Here is a 22,374-nt window from a genome sequence, read left to right as displayed (position 1 = left end):
GTGTGTGCGAAAATGGTGATTTTCGAGTACCGGAGCGGAGCGTACTTAAGGTACGTGAGCACCGGAATGGAGAAAATTGCCATTTGCAGCCACACAGGGCGACTTTTGGAACGGGCTCTTAAAGACGCATCTGCACCATTGTCGCAGAATACAGACGCCGCTTGCCGCGAGGCCCGGCTAATGCCTATAGGACAGACAATTTCCGGCGATCCTATGGGGCCGGACCTTCTTCTTCGCAATCCGAGGCCATGATGACGCGCACGCAAGCCAATATTGTCCTGCTTCTGGCTGGCGTGATCTGGGGCATGGGCTTCGTCGCCCAGTCGACCGCCATGGCCAGCATCGGCCCGTTCCTGTTTATCGGCGTTCGTTCCGGCATTGCCGCTCTCACCGTGCTGCCCTGGGCGCTTGCCGAAGGCCGCCGCTCGTCCGCCCGTCTGAAACCTTCCGACTATCGTTCCTTCATGCTGGTGGGCGCCGTGCTTTTCACCGGCCTGCTGCTGCAACAGATTGGCCTCATCACCACCTCGGTCACCAATGCCGGTTTTCTGACTGGCCTTTATGTCGTGATGGTGCCGGTTCTGGGGGTGTTGCTGTTCCGCACATGGCCGCACCCGGTTGTCTGGCCCTGCGCCGTCATCTGTCTGGCGGGGATTTTCCTGCTGTCGGGCGGTGAACTGACCGCGCTCAAGACCGGCGACTGGCTGGTCATCTGCGGAGCAATTTTCTGGGCCATGCAAGTGCTGCTGATTGGTCGCGCCAACCGCGCCGGACGCCCGATCATGCTGAGCTGCGTTCAGTTTGCCACCGCAGCCATTATCGGTCTGGCTAGCGCATCGCTGCTCGAAGGCTTCAACTGGAACGCCATCGCCCTGACATGGAAGGAAATCCTGTTCACCGGCGTGATGTCGTCCGGCATTGCCTTCACCCTGCAAGCCATCGGCCAGCGTTATACGACCTCGGCGCAGGCTGCGATCTTCCTGTCTTCGGAAGCGCTGTTTGCGGCGTTGTTCGGCGCGATCTTCCTCGGCGACCGGCTGACCTTCATCGGCTTCATCGGCTGCGGCATGCTCTTTGCGGCCATGCTAGCCGTCGAACTTGTCCCGATGTTCTGGAACCGCAAGGCGGAACCGGTCCCGGCAGCGGAACCGGCAGAATAACCATCAAGCCTTGAAAATCAGCGCCGCGCCGCCTGCGATGAAGGCAAAGCCCAGCAGGTGGTGCCAGGTGAAGGCTTCCTTCAGATAGAACACCGAGAACAGGCTGAAGATCACCAGCGTGATGACTTCCTGTATCGTCTTGAGCTGGGCCGCCGAATAAACTTCGTGCCCGATACGGTTGGCTGGAACCGCGAGGCAATATTCGATCAGCGCGATACCCCAGCTGATGAAAATCACCGCAACCAGCGGCGTGTTGGTGAATTTCAGATGGCCGTACCAGGCAAAGGTCATGAAAATATTCGAGCCGACCAGAAGCAGGATCGGCAGGATGCTTGGCGAAATCAGTGCTGACATGGGTGAAACTTTTGGGACCGGGAGGATGGTCTGATGCGCGGTTTGGCCCTGAACCACGGCGGTAAGCGATAGAACATTTCCGACAAAAGTGGGAAGCGATTTTACATGGCGCAGTGCAAAAAACAGCCGTGCCGTCAGTCAAAAGATAGAGAGCATCACAAGCTCGCCCTTTCGTTGCCCTGATTGCGCCACAGCGCTTAACAGAGGCACTGACTCTTCCTTTACGCTTCTCTCATAGGATACAGGAAACACCGCCCCACAAGCAGAAGGCAAGGACATGAGTTTTGCGTTGTCCGCCACAACAGATCACGATCATGCGCGTTCGCGATTGCGCCGTCTTGGTCCGGCGGCGTCCGTGCTCCTGCTGATACTGGCCGCTGGCTGTTCCGGCGACCGCCCGCCGCGCCCGCAAGCCGATGTGGGAAACTCGGATATCATGGTGCCAAGCACCGACGTGGCCAGCGCTCCGATGCCATCCGCTCGCTTGGCCGATGCACCGATGCAAGCCGCGCCGGTAATGAGTTCGCCGATACCCGAGCCCCCCATGACGCATACGCCGCAGCAAGACCGTGTTGTGGGGCTGGCCGAGGAAGAAGAAACCCACACCGCGCAGCCAGCACCGCAAAGCGAGCCGCAATATGCAGGCGATTACGGCTTTGCGACGCCGGTTCAGAACCCGGTTACGGCGGCTGAAAACATCTACACCAGGTCGAATTCCGAAGCGGCGTGCCGCACACGCCTTAAAAAACTCGGCGTCGTCTTCAAGGAAAAGCCGCCGATCTATCGCAGCGCATCCTGCAATATCGGCAATCCGATTGAGGTGTCGGGCTTCAACAGCGGCTCCATCGCCTTCAAACCGGCGGCAACGCTGAACTGTCAGGTGACGGAAGCCTTTGCGCGCTGGATCAAGGGCGATCTGCAACCGGCGGCGCGCCTGCGCTATCTGTCCGGCATCAACACGATCTATAATGCGGGCGGCTATTCCTGCCGCACGATGAATCATCGTCGCGGCGCGAAAATGTCGGAACATTCACGCGGCAACGCCATCGACGTGACGCGGATCAAGCTGAACAACGGCAAGGATATTTCGGTGCGCAGACCCGGTTTCTTCGCTTTCCGCGAAAAAGGCCTGCTCAACAGCGTTCGTTCCGACGCCTGCGATTATTTCACCACGGTGCTTGGGCCGGGCTATAATCCTGAACATGCAGATCACTTTCACTTCGACCTGATGCAGCGTCGAAGCGGCTATCGCGCCTGCAAATAAAGCCCGGTCGAAACCGGGCTTTTCTGCGATGTAGATGGAGAGCGGCTATTCTTCCGGGACCGGAGACGGCTTGCCGTCCTTGTCCAGCGCCACCATGACGAATTCGCCATGCGTCACCAGTTCCATGCGCTGCTGGGATGCGCGCTGCGCCCAGGCTTCGACACGCAAGGTGATCGAAGTGCGGCCCACCTTGGTGATTTCCGTATAGACGCACAAAACGTCGCCGATCTTGACCGGCTTGGCAAAGGACATCTCGCGCACGGCTGCGGTGACGACGCGGCCACGGGCGCGTTCTTCCGCACGAATGCCGGAGGCCGAGTCCATCTGTGACATGACCCAGCCGCCAAAAATATCGAATGCCGAATTGGCGTCCTTCGGCATGGCCGGAACGCGCAAGGTCAGTTCGCCTTTGGGCTTATCTGCAACGCTCATCAATCAATCCTTTAAACACAAATGATTCTGCCGGAGTATGGGACAAACCAATCCTGAAAAACATGCGGCATCGCAACCTGCATTTATCGGGCGCGACTTCCTGACAACCTTCTGTCAGGAGCCACCTGCCAGGATCCGGCAACAGGGCTGATTTTGCCGCCGTGCTCTTTTCATTTGCATGTCGAAATTCCATATTAGCGACATGGCTTCCTCCAAAGACAAATACACACAGGATTCGCACGATACGGCTGACGGCTTCAGCGAAATGCCGCAGGCCGAGCTTTCTGGCGCGCCGTTGACCGGCTCCATCGCCGACTGGGCGAAGGAAATCGGCGACGAAGCGGCAAAGCCTGCTGCCAAAGCAACCAAATCCGCCAAGACGCCGAAGAAGATCCCCGAACGCAGCAAGGAAGCATCCCGCAGCGGTCGCGGTACGTCGATGGGCGGTGCGGCTTCCGCCAAGGAGCGCGCAGCCGCAGGGCTCAATCCGGTCGCCGGGCTGGATATCAGTCTGGAAGATGCTGCCGGGCTCAATGCGTCGGGCGCCACTGCCACCGTGCAGGCGCTGTCCGATCTGATCGAATCTGGCAATCCGCTGTTCAAAAACGGCCAGCTCTGGACACCGCACCGCCCTGCCCGCCCGGAAAAATCCGAAGGCGGCATTTCCATCGAGATGGAGACGCCATTCGAACCGTCCGGCGACCAGCCGACGGCGATTCGTGATCTGGTCGAAGGGCTGACCAATGACGACCGCACACAGGTGCTGCTCGGCGTCACCGGCTCCGGCAAAACCTTCACCATGGCCAAGGTCATTCAGGAGACCCAGCGCCCGGCGCTGATCCTCGCGCCCAACAAGACGCTGGCGGCCCAGCTTTACGGCGAGTTCAAGAGCTTCTTCCCGAACAATGCGGTCGAGTATTTCGTATCCTATTACGATTATTATCAGCCGGAAGCCTATGTGCCGCGCTCAGACACCTATATCGAGAAGGAATCCTCGATCAACGAGCAGATCGACCGTATGCGCCACTCGGCCACGCGCGCGCTGCTTGAGCGCGACGACGTGATCATCGTCGCTTCGGTCTCGTGCATCTATGGTATCGGTTCGGTCGAAACCTATACGGCCATGACCTTCGAAATGAAGATCGGCGACCGGCTCGACCAGCGGCAATTGCTCGCCGATCTCGTGGCGCAGCAATATAAGCGGCAGGATATCAATTTCGTGCGCGGCTCGTTCCGCGTGCGTGGCGACACGATCGAACTTTTCCCGGCCCACTTGGAAGACCGGGCCTGGCGCATTTCGCTGTTCGGCGACGAGATTGAAACCATCACCGAATTCGACCCGCTCACCGGCCAGAAGACCGGCGATCTGAAATCGGTCAAGATCTACGCAAATTCGCACTATGTCACGCCGCGACCGACGCTCAATCAGGCCATCAAGTCGATCAAGGACGAGCTGAAGCATCGCCTTGTCGAATTGAACAATGCCGGGCGTCTGCTGGAAGCGCAGCGTCTGGAACAGCGCACGACTTTCGATCTAGAAATGCTGGAAGCCACCGGCTCCTGCGCGGGCATCGAAAACTATTCGCGCTATCTGACGGGTCGCAATCCCGGCGAACCGCCGCCGACCCTGTTTGAATATATCCCGGACAACGCGCTGGTTTTCATCGATGAAAGCCATGTCACCGTCCCGCAGATCGGCGGTATGTATCGCGGCGACTTCCGCCGTAAGGCGACGCTGGCCGAATATGGCTTCCGCCTGCCGTCCTGCATGGATAACCGCCCGCTCCGTTTCGAGGAATGGGACGCGATGCGTCCGCAGACTATTGCCGTTTCGGCAACGCCGGGCAGCTGGGAAATGGAAGAAGCGGGTGGCGTTTTTGCTGAACAGGTCATTCGCCCGACCGGCCTGATCGACCCCCCCGTGGAAATCCGTCCTGCCAAGACGCAGGTGGACGACGTGCTTGGCGAAATCCGCGACACGGCAAAGAAGGGCTACCGCACGCTCGTCACGGTGCTGACCAAGCGCATGGCGGAAGACCTGACCGAATATCTGCACGAACAGGGCGTGCGCGTGCGCTACATGCACTCGGATATCGACACGCTGGAGCGTATCGAAATCATCCGCGATCTGCGTCTTGGCGCATTTGACGTGCTGGTGGGCATCAACCTGCTGCGCGAAGGTCTCGACATTCCCGAATGCGGCTTCGTCGCCATTCTCGACGCCGACAAGGAAGGTTTTTTGCGGTCTGAAACCTCACTGGTTCAGACCATCGGTCGCGCCGCGCGTAATGTCGACGGCAAGGTTATCCTCTACGCTGACAACATTACCGGCTCGATGCAGCGTGCCATGGATGAAACCAGCCGTCGCCGTGAGAAGCAGATTGCCTATAATGAAGAACACGGCATAACACCGGCCTCGGTGAAGAAGAACATTTCGGATATTCTGAACTCGGTCTACGAACGCGACCATGTCCGCGCCGATATTTCGGGCTTTGCCGAAGAAGGCGGCATGATGGGCAACAATCTGCAAGCCCATCTGGAATATCTGGAAAAGCAGATGCGCGATGCCGCCGCCGATCTGGATTTCGAAAAGGCCGCGCGTCTGCGCGACGAAATCAAGCGCCTGCGCGAGACGGAACTCGCCATTGCCGACGATCCGATGGCGCGGGAGGTGGAACTGGAAAGCCCGGTCACCGGGCGCACAAAGGGCCGCCACAATGCCGGGCGCAAGGTGCATAGAACGGTTGATGACACCAGCGGAAAGTCTCTGTTCCAGAAGCCGTCGCTGGACAATATGGGACCGGGCACGGACATGGCGAAGCCACGCCACGATGGCCCGCTGCCCGCAGCGCCGGACACGAAATTCCGCAAGAACTCGCTGGATGAAATGACGGTGAAGCGGACGGAAGTGCCCGCCGGTGGAGAGGCCCCGGTCCGCCGCGAACGCGCCGGTATCGGCTCTTACGAAGACCCGGTGGACGTCGCCCGCAAGAAGCGGCGGCCCGGCAAGACCGGTCGTCCGGGAAGATAAAAATGCGGCTCCACCCGGAGCCGCATTTATTTTGCCATCAATATTCCTGCGCGGTTGGACGATACAGGATTTCGTTGACGTCAACATTGTCCGGCTGGCTCATCGCGAAAGCCACCATGGACGCGAAAGACTCCGCCGGAATAGCAACATTGTTATAAAGCACCTTCACGCGCTCGGCCTGCTGCGGGTCTGTGACGCTGTTGGGAAGCTCCGTCGCCACCGCGCCCGGCGATATCACCGTCGTGCGGATGTTGTACGGTTTCACTTCCTGACGCAATCCTTCCGAAATGACCCGCACCGCATGTTTGGTTGCCGAATAGACGGCCCCGCCCGGTCCCACCTTATGTCCCGCCACCGACGAGACATTGATAATGTGACCGCTCTTCTGGTCGCGCATATGCGGCAAGGCGGCGGCGATGCCATAAAGCACGCCCTTGATATTGACGTCGATCATGCGATCCCAGTCATCCACCTTGCCCATTTCGAGCATCGAATGCGGCATCAGCCCGGCATTGTTGATCAGCACATCGACACGACCGTGCAGCTTCACTGCCTGATCGACCAGATGCTGAACCTGAAGGCGGTCGGTCACGTCCGTTCGCAGAACCGCGCCTTCGGCCAGTTTCAGTTCACCGGCCAGCGCCTTTAGCCGATCGAGACGGCGCGCGCCGAGCACAAGCTTGGCCCCGCCTTCGGCCAGCCGCCGCGCAGCCGCTTCACCGAGACCGCTGCTTGCGCCAGTGATAACGACGACCTTGTCCTGAATTCCCTGCATGGTCCTGTCTCCTGTTGAACGGGGCTACCGGTCGACACGCTGTTGCAAATGCGCCGGATAGCGGTCGCCCTGCACAGTGATGTCGGCAAGCGCGGCTTCGATGCGGTTCAAATCCTCGGCACTCAATTCGACATTGGTGGCACCGATGTTTTCTTCCAGACGATGCAGCTTCGTCGTACCGGGAATCGGCACGATCCATGGCTTCTGCGCCAGCAACCACGCAATCGCGATCTGGGCACGGGTAACACCCTTGGCTTCTGCGATCTGGCCAAGCATATCGACCAGCGCCTGATTGGCATCACGGGCTTCGGTCGAAAAGCGCGGCACGACATTGCGGAAATCATTGGCCGCAAAGCTCGTCTTGCTGTCGATGGTTCCGGTCAGAAAGCCTCTGCCCAGCGGGCTGAACGGAACAAAGCCGATGCCCAGCTCTTCCAGAACCGGCAGGATTTGCTGTTCCGGCTCACGCCACCACAGCGAATATTCGCTTTGCAACGCCGTGACCGGCTGCACGGCATGGGCGCGCCGGATGGTTTGCGGACCAGCTTCCGAAAGGCCGAAATGCTTGACCTTCCCCTCCTGGATCAGATCGCGCACCGTTCCGGCCACGTCCTCGATGGGCGTCGCCGGATCAACGCGATGCTGATAGAACAGGTCGATCACATCCGTCTTCAGCCGCTTCAGCGATGCTTCAGCAACCGCACGAATATGTTCGGGACGGCTATTCACCCCATTCTGACCACCCTTGTCGTCGAATTCGAAACCGAACTTGGTGGCGATCACCAGCCGGTCGCGAATCGGCGCCAGCGCTTCGCCCAGAACTTCCTCATTCACATAGGGTCCATAGACTTCCGCTGTATCGAAGAACGTGATGCCCTTGTCGAATGCAGCTCTCAGCAGCCCGACCGCCTGTGCCTTTTCCATGGCCGGACCATAGGCGAAACTAAGGCCCATGCAGCCGAGACCGATGGCTGAAACCTCAAGGCCGCTACGGCCCAATATTCTCTTCTTCATGGTCAATATCCTTATGCGTGATAATCTTCGTCGCTGACATGTTCCAGCCAGTCCACCACCTTGCCGTCGAGCGCTTCCGCTATAGCAATATGGGTCATGGCCGTGGTGGCCGTCGCGCCGTGCCAATGCCGTTCGCCCGGCTCGAACCAGACGATATCACCGGGGCGGATTTCCTCGACAGGGCCACCCTCGCGCTGCGCCCAGCCAAGCCCTGCGGTCACGATCACCGTCTGGCCCAGCGGATGCGTGTGCCACGCCGTGCGTGCGCCCGGCTCGAATGACACGGTAGCGCCGCCAACACGCGCCGGTGCCGTCGTGCTGAACGGCATGTCGAGCCGGACCGTACCGGTGAAATAATCGGCGGAACCCTTGGTCGAAGGCTGAGACCCGATGCGCTTGATCTGCATGATGTGTTTCCTTTCTTTCCCCGCCTGAAATCGCGGCAAACTTAAAAACTTCTGCTGCCGATGATTAGACACTATAATCGGCATGAACTCATGAAGTGGATTCATCAATGCGGCGCGACAATATTCACGATCTGCTGGCTTTTCTGGCCATTGCCCGCGAGGGCAGTTTCACCCGCGCGGCGGCAAAACTTGGCGTTTCCCAATCAGCGCTCAGCCACACAATGCGCGGGCTGGAGGAACGGCTCGGCCTGCGTCTTCTCACCCGCACCACGCGCAGCGTCTCCCCGACCGAGGCTGGCGAAAGGCTGTTGCGCACCATCGGGCCCCGTTTCGAAGAGATCGAAACCGAACTCGACGCCCTGAGCGAATTGCGCGACAAGCCTGCCGGAACCATTCGCATCACCACTCCCGAACATGCGGCGCAGTCCATCCTGTGGCCCGCTCTGGAACGACTTCTGCCGGACTATCCCGATATCCACGTCGAAGTGGCCGTCGATTCCGGGCTGCGCGACATCGTAGCCGATCGTTATGACGCCGGTATTCGCCTTGGCGAGCAGATCGCACAGGACATGATCGCCGTGCCCATCGGCCCTGACGTGCGCATGGCCGTGGTCGGCGCTCCGTCCTATTTCAAGCGATATCCGGTGCCCCGCACCCCGCAGGAACTGACCGCGCATCGTTGCATCAATCTGCGCCTGCTCACCTATGGCGGGCTTTATGCCTGGGAATTCGAGAAGAACGGGCGAGAGCTGAAGGTGCGCGTCGAAGGCCAGCTCATTCTCAATTCCCCGACCATGATCGTCGAAGCCGCCAAGGCCGGTTTCGGCCTCGCCAGCTTGCCGGAATACTATATGCGGGACGGTATTGCCGATGGCACGCTGGTGCGCGTGCTGGAAGACTGGTGCCCGCCCTTTCCGGGCTTTCATCTCTATTATCCAAGCCGGAGACAATCTTCCCCGGCCTTCGCGCTTCTGGTCGACGCGTTGCGTTACAGAGAGGCGGAGCCGCTTGTGAACGCTGATCCGCCTCGCCGTTCACCTAGCAGCGACCGCCGCCCGTGACGCGGAAACCGGCCCGTTCCGCTTCGCAGCGATTGGAGAAGCTGCGCCGTTCACTGCCGCGCCGCGCGCAAACCGGTGCATATTCCCGCGTGCATGCGCCCATGCCCGGTCGGACGCCGTGCTGCGGCGGACGAGCCGGACCGACGCCGGGGCCATTCCAGCCCGAACCCGGGCGACTGCTGCACTGACCATTCGACACCACGCGGAACCCTTCCGCCCGTGCTGAACACGCATTTCCGAATGTCCGCCGGATACCCCTGCTCTCGCCGCAAACCGGCGAATAGATCATTGGGCAGGCCTGCACATGGCCCGGATTACCGGGCCGGACCGGCGGTGGCCGGTGATCAGGACCACCTTCCGCAACACAACCGCTCAACACCATCACACCGGCAATCAAGCCGGTCCATGACAAACCCCTCGACATGTTTCCTCCTCTCCAGAAACGTCTATCCGTCTTTTGTCCCCATCTAGAATGGAGCAGATGTTCCGAAGGGCAAGATTTAAATGGGAAGATTAGACGCCACGTATCGACAAGTCGCCAAGTTGCGTTACTCTGCAGTCAAGCTTTCGGCCCGAACAATCCGGGTCACAGCATGGGGCAAAAGCGAACAGAAAGACGACATGCGGCGTTTCGGAACTTTTCTGGCGGCATCGTTTCTGATCGTCCCGCTGTCACTCATTCCCGCCGAGGCAGAACCGGCACCGGCAAGCTTTAGCGAACCCAATCCGCGCATATCGGCGCCACCATTACCGCCGGAAAAGAAAGCGCCCACCGTCAATCGAATCTGCCAGTTGATCGAGACCAGCGCCTCCACGCATGGCATACCAAAAGATTTCTTCGCCCGCCTGATCTGGAAGGAAAGCCGGTTCGACCATCAGGCCGTCAGCCCGGTCGGCGCGCAAGGCATTGCACAGTTCATGCCCTATACGGCAAAGGAGCGCAGTCTGGCCGACCCGTTCGACATCGAGCAGGCAATCCCGGCCTCGGCCAGTTTCCTGTTCGACCTCAAAAAAGCTTTCGGCAATTGGGGTCTCGCCGCTGCGGCCTATAATGCCGGGCCGGGGCGTGTTTCCAGCTGGATGCGCTCGGGCGGTTTCCTCCCGCTCGAAACCGAGGACTATGTGCTGGACATCACCGGCGCACCCGCCGACGATTTCGCTTCCGGCAGGGAGGTGCAGAACCGGCCTCTTGATTCGGGGCGTTCCTTTACGGAAGCCTGCCGCCGCCTGCCGATCATCCGCTCGGCGACGATACCCATGTCGCGCGTCAAGCCGAAGCCATGGGGAATACAAGTTGCGGGGAATTTCCGCCGCGGTGCGGCTGTCAATCAATGGAGCCGCCTGCGCAAGCAATTCGCCTCTGTACTGAGCGGCCATAGCCCGGTCATCAGCCGCATTCGCACCCCGATGGGGCGGCGCGGCATCTATGCGGTGCGGATCGGCGCCAACAGCCGGGCGGAAGCCGATGGTATTTGTAGCAAGTTGCGCGCAGCCGGCGGCGCATGCATTGTTTCGCGCAATCGTTAGGGCATCGATGAAAGTGACCATTTTTGCGCCCGCAAAGATGGGGCACTTTATTAAACGCACCAATTAATCCGGCTATTTAAACACGCGGCTTCTCTATAAGATCTCTTATATATCAAGGATAGGCTGTTCTATTTCGGTATACCGCTTCAGAAATTCTAGAAATAATCGGAAAAATAAACCCGCGTTCCGGTTCAAAGATAACAAAACATCGGGGGCGCAAAGAATTTGCTTGCCAAAATTCGCGTCATAGATCAGTCTCCACTCGTTCGGGCATTTAGCGAACAAATGGAAGACTGGAAGAACGGCGCGCCGGGGCCGCTATAAGTTCCGGGTCTGGGAATACCCAGACAATGATCGGTTCCTTCCCAATGTCGAGAACTGCCTGCATGACCCTCTGTCGGGTGTGTGGTGCGCTCGGCAGAAGACGTAATTCCATCGTTTTTGAAAGAAATGGTGGCGCCAAGGAAAAGGAACGGATCCAATGGCACAGACCGGACTGGTCAAATTCTTCAATAATGAAAAGGGCTTTGGTTTTATCAAGCCCGATGATGGTGGCGCGGATATCTTCGTGCACATCTCTGCTGTACAGGCTTCGGGCCTGACGGGCCTCGCAGACAATCAGAAGGTTTCCTACGAAACCGAACCGGATCGTCGCGGCAAGGGCCCGAAGGCCGTTAACATCACCGTTACCGGTTGATTGTTCTCAATACCAATTATGACCCCGGTTCACGCCGGGGTTTTTTATTGCCCCAATTTCTTCAATGGAGTGTCGGCGGTCCGTAAGAGCGCATCCGGCAATTAACGAGCCAGGGCCCCCTCATAACCCGCCCGCGAATTGTTACAGACGCTGCGCGTATTTTACCGACGATTGAGAGCTCGGCGCCCTATTTCACCATTGTTCAGCCTCCATTCATGTCGAAAGAGTTAACCCATTATCCATGATTGGTGCTCCGTCTTTCGAGCGGTCTGCACCAGAGGAATTGCAGTCGAGCTTCTGAAGGAGCGAACAATGAACCGATTTGCGAAGACAACCATTCTGACCGTTGCATCTTTGGCAGCGATTGCTGCTCCTCTTGCTTCCGCTTCGGCAGATTCCTGGGGCCGCCGTCATCACCATGGCAGCGGCGATGCAGTTGCCGCCGGTGTGATCGGACTTGCAGCCGGTGCGCTGATCGGCAGCGCGCTGAGCCAGCCGCAGCCGACCTATGTGCAGCCGGAACCGATCTATGATGCGCCGCCTCCGCCACCTGCGTATTACCCAGCGCCACGTGCTTACTATCCGGCACCTCCACCGCGCCGCGTGACTTACTATCGTCCGCGGAATCTGGAGCCATGGACCGAGGGTTGGCAGGACTACTGCATGGAAACTTACCGCTCGTTCAATCCACGCAGCGGTACCTATCGCGGTTATGATGGTCGCGACCATTTCTGCACCGCCAACTAAAGCATACCTCCCGAAAGTGGGAACCGGTTTCGGGAGAAAGACATGCATAAAAACAAAAGCTTAAAGCGTGCCTCGTGAATATTATTGAACGCGATACGCTTTAAGTGCAAAATCGATAAGGAAAAAGCCGCCCAATGGGCGGCTTTTTTGTAACCTTTACGCAATTCCGATCAGAAACGGGTTGTTGCGGCGTTCTTCGCCGAACCGGCCGCCGGGACCATGTCCGCAAATAAAGCCGATATCGTCGCCCAGCGGCAGAAGCTTCTCCCGGATCGACCGGATCAGCGCAGTATGGTCGCCGCCCGGCAGGTCGGTGCGTCCCACCGAACCGTTGAACAGCACATCGCCCACAATCGCAAAGCGGGCTTCCGGGCTGTAGAAGACGACGTGGCCGGGCGAATGACCGGGGCAATGAAACACGTCGAAGACATGTCCGGCGACGGTGACCTTGTCGCCCTCTTCCAGCCAGCGGTCCGGCGTGACGTTGCGCACACCGTCGACAATTCCGTATTTCAGGCCGGTCGCCACCAGATTATCGAGCAGAAACTGATCGTCCACATGCGGGCCGATAATCTCCACGCCGAGCTTTTCCTTCAGATCGGCCGCAGCGCCCGCATGATCGATATGACCATGGGTGATCCAGATGGCCCCGATCTCGATGTCCTGCGACTGGATCGCTTCCTCGATCTTCGGCAGATCACCACCCGGATCAATGACGACACCCTTCTTGGTCTCGCCGTCGAAAAGAATGGTGCAGTTTTGCTGAAACGGGGTAACGGGGACGATAATCGCCTGTAGCTGGCCCATGGTGGATACTCCATCGCATCTGTGGATCGGCGAAGATCGCATCAACCGCCGCCTGTGTTGCTCCACACATAATGGCCCCGGCCCGATACGGAAAGAGCTTAAAATCTCGCACCGCCCCAACAATCGTCGCGATCGCTGCGGATATTTCAACTCGCAATTAGAGCGCGTTTCGATCTGATTGGATCAGATCGGCGCTCTAAATGTTTGCTTTAACGCGCATCTTTTCTGATCGAAGCAGGATCAGAAATCAGTCCAGTGAACTGATTTCCCTGCGGAGGCGTTTCACACTTTTCGGGATGCGCTCTAAAAAACGGACGGCGCATGGCCGTCCGTTCTATCCCTCTCAAACAGTTCGTCTTGCCGGTGGCTTTGAAAACTGTGCCGTCTACCCGGAGCGCTTGCCGGAAATTGGCGCGCGCTCCAAGTTGTTTATTTCAAGTGCATCCTTGCGCGACCCGATGTTTCCACCCGGTCAAATGCATTCCTCAGGCCTTGGCAGCCATTGCGTTTTTGATGAGCCCCACAACTGCAGTCAGAACGATACCGCCGATACCGCCGCCAGCGAGCTGGCCGACAACACCATTGAGAACCGAGTCCAGACCACCGCCGGAGAGCATCGGAAGAAGCTGGCCGAGAATGACCCCGCCAATACCGCCAGCCACGGTGTTACCCGTTGTCCCAAGGCTGATGTTCTTGGCAGCGCCAGCAATATTGCCACCGACAGCGCCGGCAACCAGCTGGAGAATGATAGGCAATAGAGATTCCATAGTCGTCACCCCATCTCTGTTAGAGCGCTTTCCGACAAGAATGAACCGTTCGGAATATTTGCGCGCCTGATCAAAAATCAGAGCGTCGATTTGAGGTCATCAGATCTGAGGCCGCTCCAATACCGGAACAACGCGATTCCGGCACAAAGATGTTGAGCCGAAACTTTCCAATGTCAAACAGTAAGCAGTAAAGATACTAAAAAGCGGCCCGAAAGCCGCTCTTTTTCTGTTTAAAACCCAGTCACTCGGCCGCCTGGCGCTTTGGCTGCACTTCCGCTGTATAAGCATCCATCAAAACGGCAGTGATTTTACCAGGGGTGAACCGGTATTGGGCGATTTCCGAAACCGGCGTAACTTCGGCAGCCGTGCCGCACAGGAAGCATTCAGTGAAATCGGCCATTTCTTCGGGCATGATTGCGCGCTCGATGACTTCGATACCACGACGCTTTGCCAGATCGATAATAGTGCGACGGGTGATGCCGTCGAGGAAGCAATCCGGCTTTGGCGTATGCAGCGCACCGTCCTTGACGAAGAACACATTGGCGCCAGTCGCTTCCGCCACTTGGCCCCGCCAGTCGAACATTAGCGCATCGGCATAGCCCTTGGCTTCGGCTGCGTGCTTGGAGATCGTGCAGATCATGTAGAGGCCGGATGCCTTGGACTTCGACGGCGCGGTGCGCGGATCCGGGCGGCAATATTCAGCGATGTCGAGGCGAATGCCCTTCATCTTTTCTTCCGGCGAGAAATAGCTTGGCCATTCCCAGCAGGCGATTGCCACGTGAATGCGGTTGTTCTGGGCCGAAACGCCGAGCGAATCCGAACCGCGCCATGCAAACGGGCGCACATAGGCATCGACATAGCCCATCTTCTTGATCAGCGCCCGGCAGGCATCGTTGATTTCTTCAACGCTGTAAGGCAGCGCAAAACCGAGAAGCCGTGCCGATTCATGCAGACGCTCGGTATGTTCGTTCAGCTTGAAGATTTCGCCGCCATAGGCGCGCTCACCCTCAAAAACCGTGCTTGCATAATGCAGGCCATGGGTGAGGACATGAATTTTCGCATCTTTCCAGTCGACGAATTCACCGTCCAGCCAGATATATCCGTCCCTTTGATCGAATGGAATCGCAGCCATTTTCTTGCTCCTAAATATTACACTTGCGGCGCTGTCTCAGGGCAGATTCTGCTCGGGCAAACGTCTCCGCATTCCCATTTTGTCGGTTAAATCGATATTACCGGCAAAACAGGCGCCTTTTTCCACGCGAATACTGGCCTTTTGGTGCGAAATGCTTAGAGGTTGAGCAAAGATTTTGCACAAAACCTTATCGGAGCACGCATGGACAAAAAATAATCCTCCCGACCAGCGGGATCATGCGGTTGCAGATTTCCTTTTCACGGCCTTGACGGCAGTGATCGGAAACCCGGTCGCGTAATTATCTCTCCTCCAGCATGCGCCAGCGTAAACATTGTTCCAAAAAGCCAGCTCACGCTTATCGAAAATTATCTGGGCGGTTGAATTATGTCAATAATGCTGACATATTTATCGCAGCAGTACGGAGCCTCGATGTGAATTCGACGAACGACATGAATTATATAAGCAATCCGTTGACAGCCGAGGAGGCGGCCGATCTCAACGTCATCGAACTTTTGTTCTTTTCCTATCGCGACTTCACCGCCGATCCCGATCTCATTCTCGAAAAGATCAGCTTTGGCCGCGCTCATCACCGGGTGCTTTACTTCATCAATCGCAAGCCGGGCATGACGGTGGCCGAACTTCTGGAAGTTCTGCGCATCACCAAGCAGAGCCTGTCGCGTGTTCTCAAGCAGCTGATCGATACCGGCCATGTGGTTCAGGCAACCGGTCTCCACGACCGTCGCCACCGCAAGCTCTACCCCACGAAAAGCGGCCGCCAGCTGACGCTTGCCCTCGCCTTGCCGCAGTCGCATCGCATTGCCCGCGCCCTTGAGGGATGCGCTCCGCAGGATCGCGCCATCATCGAGCGCTTTCTGTATAATATGGTCAATCCTGAGCGCCGTGCCCAGATCGACAGCTTTTCCGGTGAAGAACGGCAGTGAAATAAGTGTTACGCGGCGGAATACTAAGTGCTTGTGTAAAAACATATACACAAGCACTGCGAATAGACGCGCCACATTCCAGTCGATAATATGCGCCTCCGACGGCTATGTGTCGTCAGCGAACAGAAACTGAATGGGATCGAAAGACGCCATGACCGTAGAAGAACAAAAATCACTCTCGGATGACGCCCCGCATCTGCTCGTTGTCGATGACGACACGCGAATTCGCAGCCTGCTTTCGCAATATCTGACCAATAGCGGCTTTCGCGTCACTATTGCCGCAAGCGCTGCCGAAGCGCGCCGCAAGCTGGAAGGTATCGATTTCGACCTTCTGATTCTCGACGTGATGATGCCCGGCGAGACCGGCGTTTCTCTGACCCGCTCGCTGCGCGAACAAAAAAACGTGCCGATCCTAATGCTGACTGCGCTGTCGGAAACCGACAACCGCATTGACGGCCTTTCGGCGGGCGCAGACGATTATCTGCCAAAACCGTTCGATCCGCGCGAGCTGACGCTGCGCATCAACAATATTCTGCGCCGCGGCGCACCGCCTGCCCAGCCCAAGATCGAACAGATCGTGTTCGGGCCTTACACATTCTTCATTCCGCGCCGCGAATTGAAGAAGGGCACCGAAACCATCAAGCTCACGGATCGTGAGCAGGACATCATGGCGATCTTCGCGGAACGCGCGGGGGAAACCATTCCACGTCATGAACTGACCGGACAGGACGGCGATGTCGGCGAACGTACAATCGATGTTCAGATCAATCGTCTGCGCCGCAAGATCGAGCAGGACCCGGCCAATCCGGTCTGGCTCCAGACTGTGCGTGGCATCGGCTACAAGCTCAGCATCGAATAGTTGTGATTTGACGCAACCGGCCGCTGTTTGGGACGTTCTGAGACGATGACGCTCTGGAAAAATCTCTCGCGCTGGCTGGCGCGCCGGATGCCGAAAGGTCTCTATGCGCGGTCGCTCATCATCATCATCGCCCCGATGGTCCTGCTGCAATCCGTGATCGCCTATGTGTTCATGGAACGCCACTGGCAGATGGTGACCGAGCGGCTTTCGACGGCTGTCGTGCGCGATATTTCGGCGATCATCGACATTCTGGAAACCTATCCGCAGGAACCGGGTTACGACAATCTGATCCGCCTCGCGCAGCAACGCCTTGCGCTCAACATTTCCATCCTGCCGCCCGATCCCCTGCCCGCGCCGGGACCGAAGCCGTTTTTCGCCATTCTGGATTACTTCCTCAGTGAAGAGATCACCCGTCAGATCAACCGGCCCTTCTGGGTCGATACGGTGGGCGATTCCGACCTGATCGAAATCCGCATCAAGCTCGATGACAAGGTGCTGCGTGTTTTCGCCCGGCGTAGTCAGGCTTATGCGTCGAATACCGGCATCTTCCTGACCTGGATGGTGGGCACTGCACTTGTGCTTCTCATCATCGCCATTGCCTTCCTTCGCAACCAGATCAAGCCGATCCAACAACTGGCAGACGCCGCCGAAAGTTTCGGCAAGGGCCGCTCCATGCCGGAAGGTTTCAAGCCGCACGGCGCGGAAGAAGTGCGCAAGGCTGGTATCGCCTTCATTCAGATGCGTTCCCGCATCGAGCGCCAGATCGAACAGCGCACAGCGATGCTGTCGGGCGTCAGCCACGATCTGCGCACCATTCTCACCCGCTTCAAACTGCAATTGGCGCTGACGGGGCACTCGATCGATGTCGAGCCGCTCAATCAGGATATCGCCGACATGCAGACCATGCTGGAGGGCTATCTGGCCTTTGCGCGCGGCGAAGGCGCGGAAGAAACCGCAAGCTACGATGTGAAGCGCCTGTGCGAGAAGCTTGAAAACGAAGCACGCCTGCGTGAGCGCGGGTTCAAATATTCCATCGACGGCGACAGTGAAATCCACGTTCGCCCTAATGCTTTCTCACGGCTCGTCAGCAATCTGGTGTCCAACGCCTTTCGCCATGCGCAAAATGTCGAGCTTTCGATTTCGCATGAGGATGGTTGGCTGAAGGTCGTGGTGGACGATGACGGACCGGGCATTCCGGAAGACCGGCGCGAAGATGTGTTTAAGCCTTTCGTGCGGCTTGATGAAGCGCGAACGCAGGATTCGGGCGGCACAGGCGGCCTTGGCCTTGCCATCGCGCTCGACATTGCGCGTAGCCATGGCGGCGACATTACGCTGGCCGACGCCCCCACCGGCGGCCTGCGCGCCATCATCCACATTCCGGCGTGACGAGAGACACCGCCCCTCACCCTGAGCTTGTCGAAGGGTCCCTCATCCTAAGGAGCCGTTGAAAACGGCGTCTCGAAGGGCGAGGGAAAACGCACTAAAATCCCTCGTCCTTCGAGACGGTTCCTTCGCAAGCTCAGGAACCTCCTCAGGATGAGGGGGGACGTGATTATTCGGAAAGCGTAGTTTGCTAAAACAGCTTGCCGCCGTTCGGCACTTTTTTGTCGATTGCCGCAAGAACAACGTCGCCATTCTCATCGGGCAAGCCCAGCGTCAGAACTTCTGACATGAACGGTCCGATTTGGCGCGGTGGGAAATTCACCACGGCTAGCACCTGACGACCGATCAGCTCTTCCGCCTGATAATGTTTGGTAATCTGTGCGGAAGACTTCTTCACGCCGATCTTATCGCCGAAATCGATCTTCAGCTTATAGGCGGGCTTGCGCGCTTCCGGAAAGGGCACCGCCTCCACAATCGTACCCGTCCGGATATCGACCTTTTCGAAATCAGCCCAGGTGATGGTCGCGTCTTCGCTCATATCCGTCCGCTTTCGTCTGCCGTGCATAGCCCCGCGCTTTTCCCGCCGGGCTATCGTTTGATTCTGATCAGGCGCGTCCGACTGTTTCGAACACAACGCTTTCCAGCGACTCCCGCGCGCTGACACCCGACCAGACCACGAACTGGAAGGCCTGGAAATAGGTCTCGCAAGCTTCAAGCGCTGCGGCCAGCAGCACTTCCACCTGACGGCTGGTCGGTTCTGCACCACCGGCCAGCAACAGCGACTGGCGGTACATGATGGCACCTTCCTGTTGCCAAAGGTCGAAATGCCCCATGAGAAGCTTTTCGTTGATCAGCGAAAGCAGGCGCATCACCTCGTTCACACGCGGTTCCGCCACCTTGATGTCGAAGGCGCAAGCCAGATGTAGCGCCTCGAAATCTTCCATCCAGGAAAATGAGATGTGATAGTCAGTCCAGTTGCCCGCAACCGAAATTGCGATTTCATCGTCGCCAGTCCGCTCGAATGTCCAGTCGTTTGAATGCGCAACCTGCTCGATCACATCCACCGGATGCGCCTCGCGTGCGAATTCAAGCTCAAGAAGGCTCATGTCCGTTTCCTGTTCTGTGAGACACCCTCAAGCTGGATATCTCAAATTCCCGGCGTGCAAGAATTGCTCGCCCGCACCCGCCGCCGCGCAAGAACAAGCGCAGAAAAACAGGCACGAATTGATCGGTCGAGGAACCGGCATGCCAAACAGCATGCAAGCGCCTCAATGGCACACGCACATACGCAACTGATACTGGAAAGCAGCCTGAAGACGCGAAAACTAGAACTACAGCCCCTCGCCGCCGCCTACATGACCACACTTCGAATCATGTAGTGTTTTCAGTCTATTGATGCTGAATCTGAACGCCAGTCCCTTTTCAGAAAAGAGACATGAAAGCATGTGGAAACATGAAAGGGACTGGCCGCGAGCATTGCCTTAAGCGACTCTAAGACAAGGGTTTTTACCGCCCGCGGCCTGTTAATAAATAATCAGGAATTATTTTTGGATTTTGCCGTCGAAGAGGCCGATTTTGCCGATTTGGCATCAGAATCAACTTCAAATTTGGCAAGTCGTGCTTCAAGTGCTTCGATTCTTGCCAGCAATGCACTGTTTTCGGCACGTGCCTTGATGGCCATTTCGCGCACCGCTTCGAAGTCTTCGCGCTGCACGACGTCGAGCGTGTTGAGTACACGTTCCCCTTGCGAGCGCAAGGCCGTTTCCACTTCACGGCGCACGCCTTGCGCAGCGCCTGCCGCATCCGTCACAAGCTTGGCGAGTTCGTCGAGAACCCGGTTTTGTCCGCTGGTCATGGCAATCGTTCCTTACTTTGCAGGAGAGACCTGTTGAAAACATAAAATTGAAATAGGGCCGTCTCAGATCCGATGCAAGCGCAGCTATAGAAAGTGATCGTGTTGTAAGGCGTTTGCGGGACAGCTTGACCGTTGCCGGTTCGTCCAGCATGTTCCGTCACAAAATGGAGTGATTTCATGATAGAGACGTTGCTGCCCGCGTCGGCCCTCGCCTTTCCGAATATTGATCCGGTGATCTTTTCCATCGGACCGCTGGCGGTGCACTGGTACGGCCTTGGCTATGTCGTCGGCATCATGTTCGCATGGTGGTACGGCAAGAAGCTTTTGCGCAGCCATCGTCTCTGGACACATAACAACCCGCCGATGGCGCCGGAAGCGCTCGACGATTTCGTCATCTGGGCAGCACTTGGCGTCGTGCTGGGCGGTCGCATCGGCTATGTGCTGTTCTATAATTTCTCCTATTATCTCTCCAACCCGCTTGCCATTCCCGCTGTCTGGGATGGCGGCATGTCGTTCCATGGCGGCATTCTCGGCACCACCATCGCCATGATCCTGTTTGCCCGCTCACGCGGCATCAAGGTGTGGAGCATGTTCGATGTGGTCGCCGCCGGTGTGCCGGTCGGCCTCGGCGTGGTGCGTGTCGCCAACTTCATCAATTCCGAACTCTGGGGCCGCGTCAGCGATGCGCCATGGGCTGTCTATTTCCCGAATGGCGGGCCGCTGCCGCGCCATCCAAGCCAGCTTTATGAAGCCTTCCTCGAAGGTTTCGTGCTGTTTTTCGTTCTGCTCCTGCTGGTCTGGGTCGGTCGCAAGCTGAAGAAGCCGGGCTTTATTGCGGGCGCATTCGTGACCGGCTATGGCCTCAGCCGCATTGCGGTCGAGTTCTTCCGCGAGCCGGATGCACAGCTCGGCTATCTGGTTGGCGGCTGGCTGACCATGGGTATGGTGCTTTCGGTGCCGATGGTGCTGATCGGCCTGTGGGCGATGTGGCGCGCCAACCGCGCAGCAGCCAAAGATGCCTGAAACTTCGCTCAAAGACCGGCTGAAACGGCTGATCGCCACGACGGGACCGATCAGCGTTGCCGACTATATGGCCGCATGTCTCGGTGACCGGGAATCCGGCTATTACACGACCCGCGAACCGTTCGGTCGCGAGGGTGATTTCATCACCGCGCCAGAAGTGAGCCAGATGTTCGGCGAGTTGATCGGCATCTGGTGTGTCGCGCAATGGGATGCGCTTGGCCGCCCTGCCAACACCGTGCTGTGCGAAATCGGACCCGGACGCGGGACGCTGATGGGCGACATGTTGCGCAGCATTGGCAAGCTTGCCCCGCAAATGCTGGCGAGCCTGCAGGTTGCGATGGTCGAGACCAGTCCGCGCCTTGTCGAAAAGCAGAAGCAGAAGCTCGCCGATACGGGCGTCTCCGTCACCTGGTTCGAACGTTTTGCCGACATCCCCACCGGCCCACTGGTCCTCGTTTCGAACGAGTTGTTCGACGCGATCCCGTTCCGGCAATTCGTCAAGTCGAACGGACGTTTTGTGGAACGGCTGATTTCGCTTGATGAAAATGAGGAATTTCATTTTGTCAGCGGCGTAGGCGGGATCGACCTGGCGCTTCTACCAAAAGACCATGCGCAGACCCCTGACGGCACAATCTTCGAAGCTGCTCCCGCACGAACCGCTCTGTTGCAGGAAATCGCGCAGCGTATCGCTAAGACGCGCGGCGCGGCGCTCAGCATCGATTACGGCCATCTTCAATCCGGCTTTGGCGACACGCTGCAAGCGATGCTCAAACACGGCTATGACGATGTTTTTGCTCACCCGGGGGAAGCCGACCTGACCAGTCATGTCGATTTCGATATTCTGGAGCAGACTGCACGCGCCTCGCGTTGCAAGACCGGCACCATGACCCAAGGCGAATTCCTGCTGGCCATGGGCCTGCTCGACCGCGCAGGTCGTCTGGGTAGCGGGCGCGACACTGCTTTTCAGGAAAAGATCCGGCAGGATGTGGAACGCCTGGCAGCACCTGAACAGATGGGCACCTTGTTCAAGGTGCTGGCGTTCAGCGATCGCGACACCCGGCTCATACCGTTCGAACAAAGCTAGCGCCAATTGCCCTTCAAAAAGCTGCAATTGACAAGCCACCCTGCCTCCCCCACC

Annotated in this window: 24 protein-coding genes; 12 read left to right on the top strand and 12 right to left on the bottom strand. The window is 57.9% G+C overall.

Translation table 11 applies throughout. From position 1 onward, the window contains the following. Positions 1-251 precede the first annotated feature (251 nt). The gene (locus HWD97_RS09635) at positions 252-1,160 is read left to right on the top strand and encodes a DMT family transporter (protein ID WP_109370270.1); all 909 of its coding nucleotides are present in this window, start codon (positions 252-254) and stop codon (positions 1,158-1,160) included. 3 nt (positions 1,161-1,163) lie between these two features. Here HWD97_RS09635 and HWD97_RS09630 read toward each other — a convergent pair whose 3' ends face one another. After that, positions 1,164-1,514 (bottom strand): DMT family protein, encoded by a 351-nt coding sequence (locus HWD97_RS09630; RefSeq protein ID WP_109370271.1) that lies wholly within the window; start codon positions 1,512-1,514, stop codon positions 1,164-1,166. Between the two features lie 277 nt (positions 1,515-1,791). Between HWD97_RS09630 and HWD97_RS09625 the strand changes: the two genes are divergently transcribed. After that, positions 1,792-2,778 (top strand): extensin family protein, encoded by a 987-nt coding sequence (locus HWD97_RS09625; RefSeq protein WP_371834971.1) that lies wholly within the window; start codon positions 1,792-1,794, stop codon positions 2,776-2,778. A gap of 45 nt (positions 2,779-2,823) precedes the next feature. Here the strand turns inward: HWD97_RS09625 and HWD97_RS09620 are convergent, their stop codons facing one another. Continuing rightward, positions 2,824-3,210 carry an acyl-CoA thioesterase gene (locus tag HWD97_RS09620; RefSeq protein ID WP_109369476.1) on the bottom strand — a complete coding sequence of 129 codons (387 nt, stop codon included), beginning with the start codon at positions 3,208-3,210 and terminating at the stop codon, positions 2,824-2,826. A 202-nt stretch (positions 3,211-3,412) separates the two neighbouring features. On the opposite strand from HWD97_RS09620, the gene uvrB reads away from it, so the two are divergent. After that, positions 3,413-6,241, top strand: a complete 2,829-nt coding sequence (gene uvrB, locus HWD97_RS09615) for an excinuclease ABC subunit UvrB (protein WP_109370272.1) — start codon at positions 3,413-3,415, stop codon at positions 6,239-6,241. Positions 6,242-6,278: 37 nt separating this feature from the next. On the opposite strand, the gene HWD97_RS09610 is transcribed toward uvrB, so the two are convergent. The 3 genes from HWD97_RS09610 to HWD97_RS09600 are packed head-to-tail and all read right to left on the bottom strand — an operon-like array spanning position 6,279 to position 8,437. Next, on the bottom strand, positions 6,279-7,016 hold the full coding sequence (locus HWD97_RS09610; protein ID WP_109369477.1) for an SDR family oxidoreductase: 738 nt from the start codon (positions 7,014-7,016) through the stop codon (positions 6,279-6,281). A 24-nt stretch (positions 7,017-7,040) separates the two neighbouring features. Then, a complete protein-coding gene (locus tag HWD97_RS09605; RefSeq protein WP_109369478.1) occupies positions 7,041-8,030 on the bottom strand; it encodes an aldo/keto reductase in 990 nt (329 codons plus the stop codon). 11 nt (positions 8,031-8,041) lie between these two features. Further along, complete coding sequence (locus HWD97_RS09600; RefSeq protein ID WP_109369479.1) at positions 8,042-8,437, bottom strand: cupin domain-containing protein; 396 nt, start codon at positions 8,435-8,437, stop codon at positions 8,042-8,044. Positions 8,438-8,544: 107 nt separating this feature from the next. Here HWD97_RS09600 and HWD97_RS09595 point away from each other — a divergent pair, with 107 nt between their 5' ends. Beyond that, positions 8,545-9,498, top strand: a complete 954-nt coding sequence (locus HWD97_RS09595) for a LysR family transcriptional regulator (RefSeq protein ID WP_109369480.1) — start codon at positions 8,545-8,547, stop codon at positions 9,496-9,498. Here the strand turns inward: HWD97_RS09595 and HWD97_RS09590 are convergent. After that, the gene (locus HWD97_RS09590) at positions 9,476-9,922 is read right to left on the bottom strand and encodes a Kazal-type serine protease inhibitor (RefSeq protein WP_109369481.1); all 447 of its coding nucleotides are present in this window, start codon (positions 9,920-9,922) and stop codon (positions 9,476-9,478) included. The two genes, HWD97_RS09595 and HWD97_RS09590, sit on opposite strands and share 23 nt — an antisense overlap. A 197-nt stretch (positions 9,923-10,119) precedes the next feature. Between HWD97_RS09590 and HWD97_RS09585 the strand changes: the two genes are divergently transcribed. From HWD97_RS09585 to HWD97_RS09575, 3 genes are all read left to right on the top strand, one after another. Further along, complete coding sequence (locus tag HWD97_RS09585) at positions 10,120-11,025, top strand: lytic transglycosylase domain-containing protein (protein WP_244597173.1); 906 nt, start codon at positions 10,120-10,122, stop codon at positions 11,023-11,025. A 481-nt stretch (positions 11,026-11,506) separates the two neighbouring features. Further along, positions 11,507-11,722 carry a cold-shock protein gene (locus HWD97_RS09580; protein WP_109369482.1) on the top strand — a complete coding sequence of 72 codons (216 nt, stop codon included), beginning with the start codon at positions 11,507-11,509 and terminating at the stop codon, positions 11,720-11,722. 312 nt (positions 11,723-12,034) lie between these two features. Continuing rightward, positions 12,035-12,469 carry a BA14K family protein gene (locus HWD97_RS09575; RefSeq protein ID WP_109369483.1) on the top strand — a complete coding sequence of 145 codons (435 nt, stop codon included), beginning with the start codon at positions 12,035-12,037 and terminating at the stop codon, positions 12,467-12,469. 156 nt (positions 12,470-12,625) lie between these two features. Here HWD97_RS09575 and HWD97_RS09570 read toward each other — a convergent pair whose 3' ends face one another. The 3 genes from HWD97_RS09570 to HWD97_RS09560 all read right to left on the bottom strand — a co-directional run bounded on the left by HWD97_RS09570 (position 12,626) and on the right by HWD97_RS09560 (position 15,175). Continuing rightward, entirely contained in the window at positions 12,626-13,276 is a 651-nt protein-coding gene (locus HWD97_RS09570; RefSeq protein ID WP_109369484.1) for an MBL fold metallo-hydrolase, read from the bottom strand. Positions 13,277-13,761: 485 nt separating this feature from the next. Continuing rightward, positions 13,762-14,043, bottom strand: coding sequence for a hypothetical protein (locus HWD97_RS09565; protein ID WP_109369485.1), 282 nt, complete (start codon positions 14,041-14,043; stop codon positions 13,762-13,764). Between the two features lie 241 nt (positions 14,044-14,284). Continuing rightward, positions 14,285-15,175: a branched-chain amino acid aminotransferase gene (locus tag HWD97_RS09560; RefSeq protein WP_109369486.1), complete on the bottom strand. Its 891-nt coding sequence runs from the start codon at positions 15,173-15,175 to the stop codon at positions 14,285-14,287. A 431-nt stretch (positions 15,176-15,606) separates the two neighbouring features. On the opposite strand from HWD97_RS09560, the gene HWD97_RS09555 reads away from it, so the two are divergent. The 3 genes from HWD97_RS09555 (at position 15,607) to HWD97_RS09545 (ending at position 18,361) form a co-directional block, all read left to right on the top strand. Continuing rightward, on the top strand, positions 15,607-16,116 hold the full coding sequence (locus HWD97_RS09555) for a MarR family winged helix-turn-helix transcriptional regulator (RefSeq protein WP_109370273.1): 510 nt from the start codon (positions 15,607-15,609) through the stop codon (positions 16,114-16,116). Positions 16,117-16,267: 151 nt separating this feature from the next. Continuing rightward, the gene (locus tag HWD97_RS09550) at positions 16,268-16,975 is read left to right on the top strand and encodes a response regulator (RefSeq protein ID WP_109369487.1); all 708 of its coding nucleotides are present in this window, start codon (positions 16,268-16,270) and stop codon (positions 16,973-16,975) included. Between the two features lie 45 nt (positions 16,976-17,020). Further along, a complete protein-coding gene (locus HWD97_RS09545; protein ID WP_109369488.1) occupies positions 17,021-18,361 on the top strand; it encodes an ATP-binding protein in 1,341 nt (446 codons plus the stop codon). A 187-nt stretch (positions 18,362-18,548) separates the two neighbouring features. Here the strand turns inward: HWD97_RS09545 and HWD97_RS09540 are convergent, their stop codons facing one another. From HWD97_RS09540 to HWD97_RS09530, 3 genes are all read right to left on the bottom strand, one after another. Then, on the bottom strand, positions 18,549-18,896 hold the full coding sequence (locus HWD97_RS09540; protein WP_109370274.1) for a tRNA-binding protein: 348 nt from the start codon (positions 18,894-18,896) through the stop codon (positions 18,549-18,551). Positions 18,897-18,963: 67 nt separating this feature from the next. Continuing rightward, positions 18,964-19,464: a YbjN domain-containing protein gene (locus HWD97_RS09535; RefSeq protein ID WP_078338736.1), complete on the bottom strand. Its 501-nt coding sequence runs from the start codon at positions 19,462-19,464 to the stop codon at positions 18,964-18,966. A gap of 428 nt (positions 19,465-19,892) precedes the next feature. Then, on the bottom strand, positions 19,893-20,213 hold the full coding sequence (locus HWD97_RS09530; protein WP_109369489.1) for an accessory factor UbiK family protein: 321 nt from the start codon (positions 20,211-20,213) through the stop codon (positions 19,893-19,895). A 177-nt stretch (positions 20,214-20,390) separates the two neighbouring features. Here HWD97_RS09530 and lgt point away from each other — a divergent pair, with 177 nt between their 5' ends. Continuing rightward, a complete protein-coding gene (gene lgt / locus HWD97_RS09525; RefSeq protein ID WP_109369490.1) occupies positions 20,391-21,236 on the top strand; it encodes a prolipoprotein diacylglyceryl transferase in 846 nt (281 codons plus the stop codon). Beyond that, positions 21,229-22,320: a class I SAM-dependent methyltransferase gene (locus HWD97_RS09520; RefSeq protein ID WP_371834970.1), complete on the top strand. Its 1,092-nt coding sequence runs from the start codon at positions 21,229-21,231 to the stop codon at positions 22,318-22,320. Before lgt ends, HWD97_RS09520 begins: the two co-directional genes overlap by 8 nt. The last annotated feature ends 54 nt before the right edge of the window (positions 22,321-22,374 follow it).

The sequence above is a fragment of the Ochrobactrum sp. C6C9 genome (assembly GCF_022627935.1).
Lineage (GTDB): Bacteria > Pseudomonadota > Alphaproteobacteria > Rhizobiales > Rhizobiaceae > Brucella > Brucella teleogrylli.
Note: the sequence above shows the minus strand (reverse complement) of the source record. Positions and strands in the feature narration are given on the sequence as shown.

Excerpts from the sequence above, each read along its gene's own strand:
- HWD97_RS09635 (WP_109370270.1), top strand. The coding sequence starts at position 252 with ATGACGCGCACGCAAGCCAATATTGTCCTGCTTCTGGCTGGCGTGATC.
- HWD97_RS09630 (WP_109370271.1), bottom strand. The coding sequence starts at position 1,514 with ATGTCAGCACTGATTTCGCCAAGCATCCTGCCGATCCTGCTTCTGGTC.
- HWD97_RS09625 (WP_371834971.1), top strand. The coding sequence starts at position 1,792 with ATGAGTTTTGCGTTGTCCGCCACAACAGATCACGATCATGCGCGTTCG.
- HWD97_RS09620 (WP_109369476.1), bottom strand. The coding sequence starts at position 3,210 with ATGAGCGTTGCAGATAAGCCCAAAGGCGAACTGACCTTGCGCGTTCCG.
- uvrB (WP_109370272.1), top strand. The coding sequence starts at position 3,413 with ATGGCTTCCTCCAAAGACAAATACACACAGGATTCGCACGATACGGCT.
- HWD97_RS09610 (WP_109369477.1), bottom strand. The coding sequence starts at position 7,016 with ATGCAGGGAATTCAGGACAAGGTCGTCGTTATCACTGGCGCAAGCAGC.
- HWD97_RS09605 (WP_109369478.1), bottom strand. The coding sequence starts at position 8,030 with ATGAAGAAGAGAATATTGGGCCGTAGCGGCCTTGAGGTTTCAGCCATC.
- HWD97_RS09600 (WP_109369479.1), bottom strand. The coding sequence starts at position 8,437 with ATGCAGATCAAGCGCATCGGGTCTCAGCCTTCGACCAAGGGTTCCGCC.
- HWD97_RS09595 (WP_109369480.1), top strand. The coding sequence starts at position 8,545 with ATGCGGCGCGACAATATTCACGATCTGCTGGCTTTTCTGGCCATTGCC.
- HWD97_RS09590 (WP_109369481.1), bottom strand. The coding sequence starts at position 9,922 with ATGTCGAGGGGTTTGTCATGGACCGGCTTGATTGCCGGTGTGATGGTG.
- HWD97_RS09585 (WP_244597173.1), top strand. The coding sequence starts at position 10,120 with ATGCGGCGTTTCGGAACTTTTCTGGCGGCATCGTTTCTGATCGTCCCG.
- HWD97_RS09580 (WP_109369482.1), top strand. The coding sequence starts at position 11,507 with ATGGCACAGACCGGACTGGTCAAATTCTTCAATAATGAAAAGGGCTTT.
- HWD97_RS09575 (WP_109369483.1), top strand. The coding sequence starts at position 12,035 with ATGAACCGATTTGCGAAGACAACCATTCTGACCGTTGCATCTTTGGCA.
- HWD97_RS09570 (WP_109369484.1), bottom strand. The coding sequence starts at position 13,276 with ATGGGCCAGCTACAGGCGATTATCGTCCCCGTTACCCCGTTTCAGCAA.
- HWD97_RS09565 (WP_109369485.1), bottom strand. The coding sequence starts at position 14,043 with ATGGAATCTCTATTGCCTATCATTCTCCAGCTGGTTGCCGGCGCTGTC.
- HWD97_RS09560 (WP_109369486.1), bottom strand. The coding sequence starts at position 15,175 with ATGGCTGCGATTCCATTCGATCAAAGGGACGGATATATCTGGCTGGAC.
- HWD97_RS09550 (WP_109369487.1), top strand. The coding sequence starts at position 16,268 with ATGACCGTAGAAGAACAAAAATCACTCTCGGATGACGCCCCGCATCTG.
- HWD97_RS09545 (WP_109369488.1), top strand. The coding sequence starts at position 17,021 with ATGACGCTCTGGAAAAATCTCTCGCGCTGGCTGGCGCGCCGGATGCCG.
- HWD97_RS09540 (WP_109370274.1), bottom strand. The coding sequence starts at position 18,896 with ATGAGCGAAGACGCGACCATCACCTGGGCTGATTTCGAAAAGGTCGAT.
- HWD97_RS09535 (WP_078338736.1), bottom strand. The coding sequence starts at position 19,464 with ATGAGCCTTCTTGAGCTTGAATTCGCACGCGAGGCGCATCCGGTGGAT.
- HWD97_RS09530 (WP_109369489.1), bottom strand. The coding sequence starts at position 20,213 with ATGACCAGCGGACAAAACCGGGTTCTCGACGAACTCGCCAAGCTTGTG.
- lgt (WP_109369490.1), top strand. The coding sequence starts at position 20,391 with ATGATAGAGACGTTGCTGCCCGCGTCGGCCCTCGCCTTTCCGAATATT.
- HWD97_RS09520 (WP_371834970.1), top strand. The coding sequence starts at position 21,229 with ATGCCTGAAACTTCGCTCAAAGACCGGCTGAAACGGCTGATCGCCACG.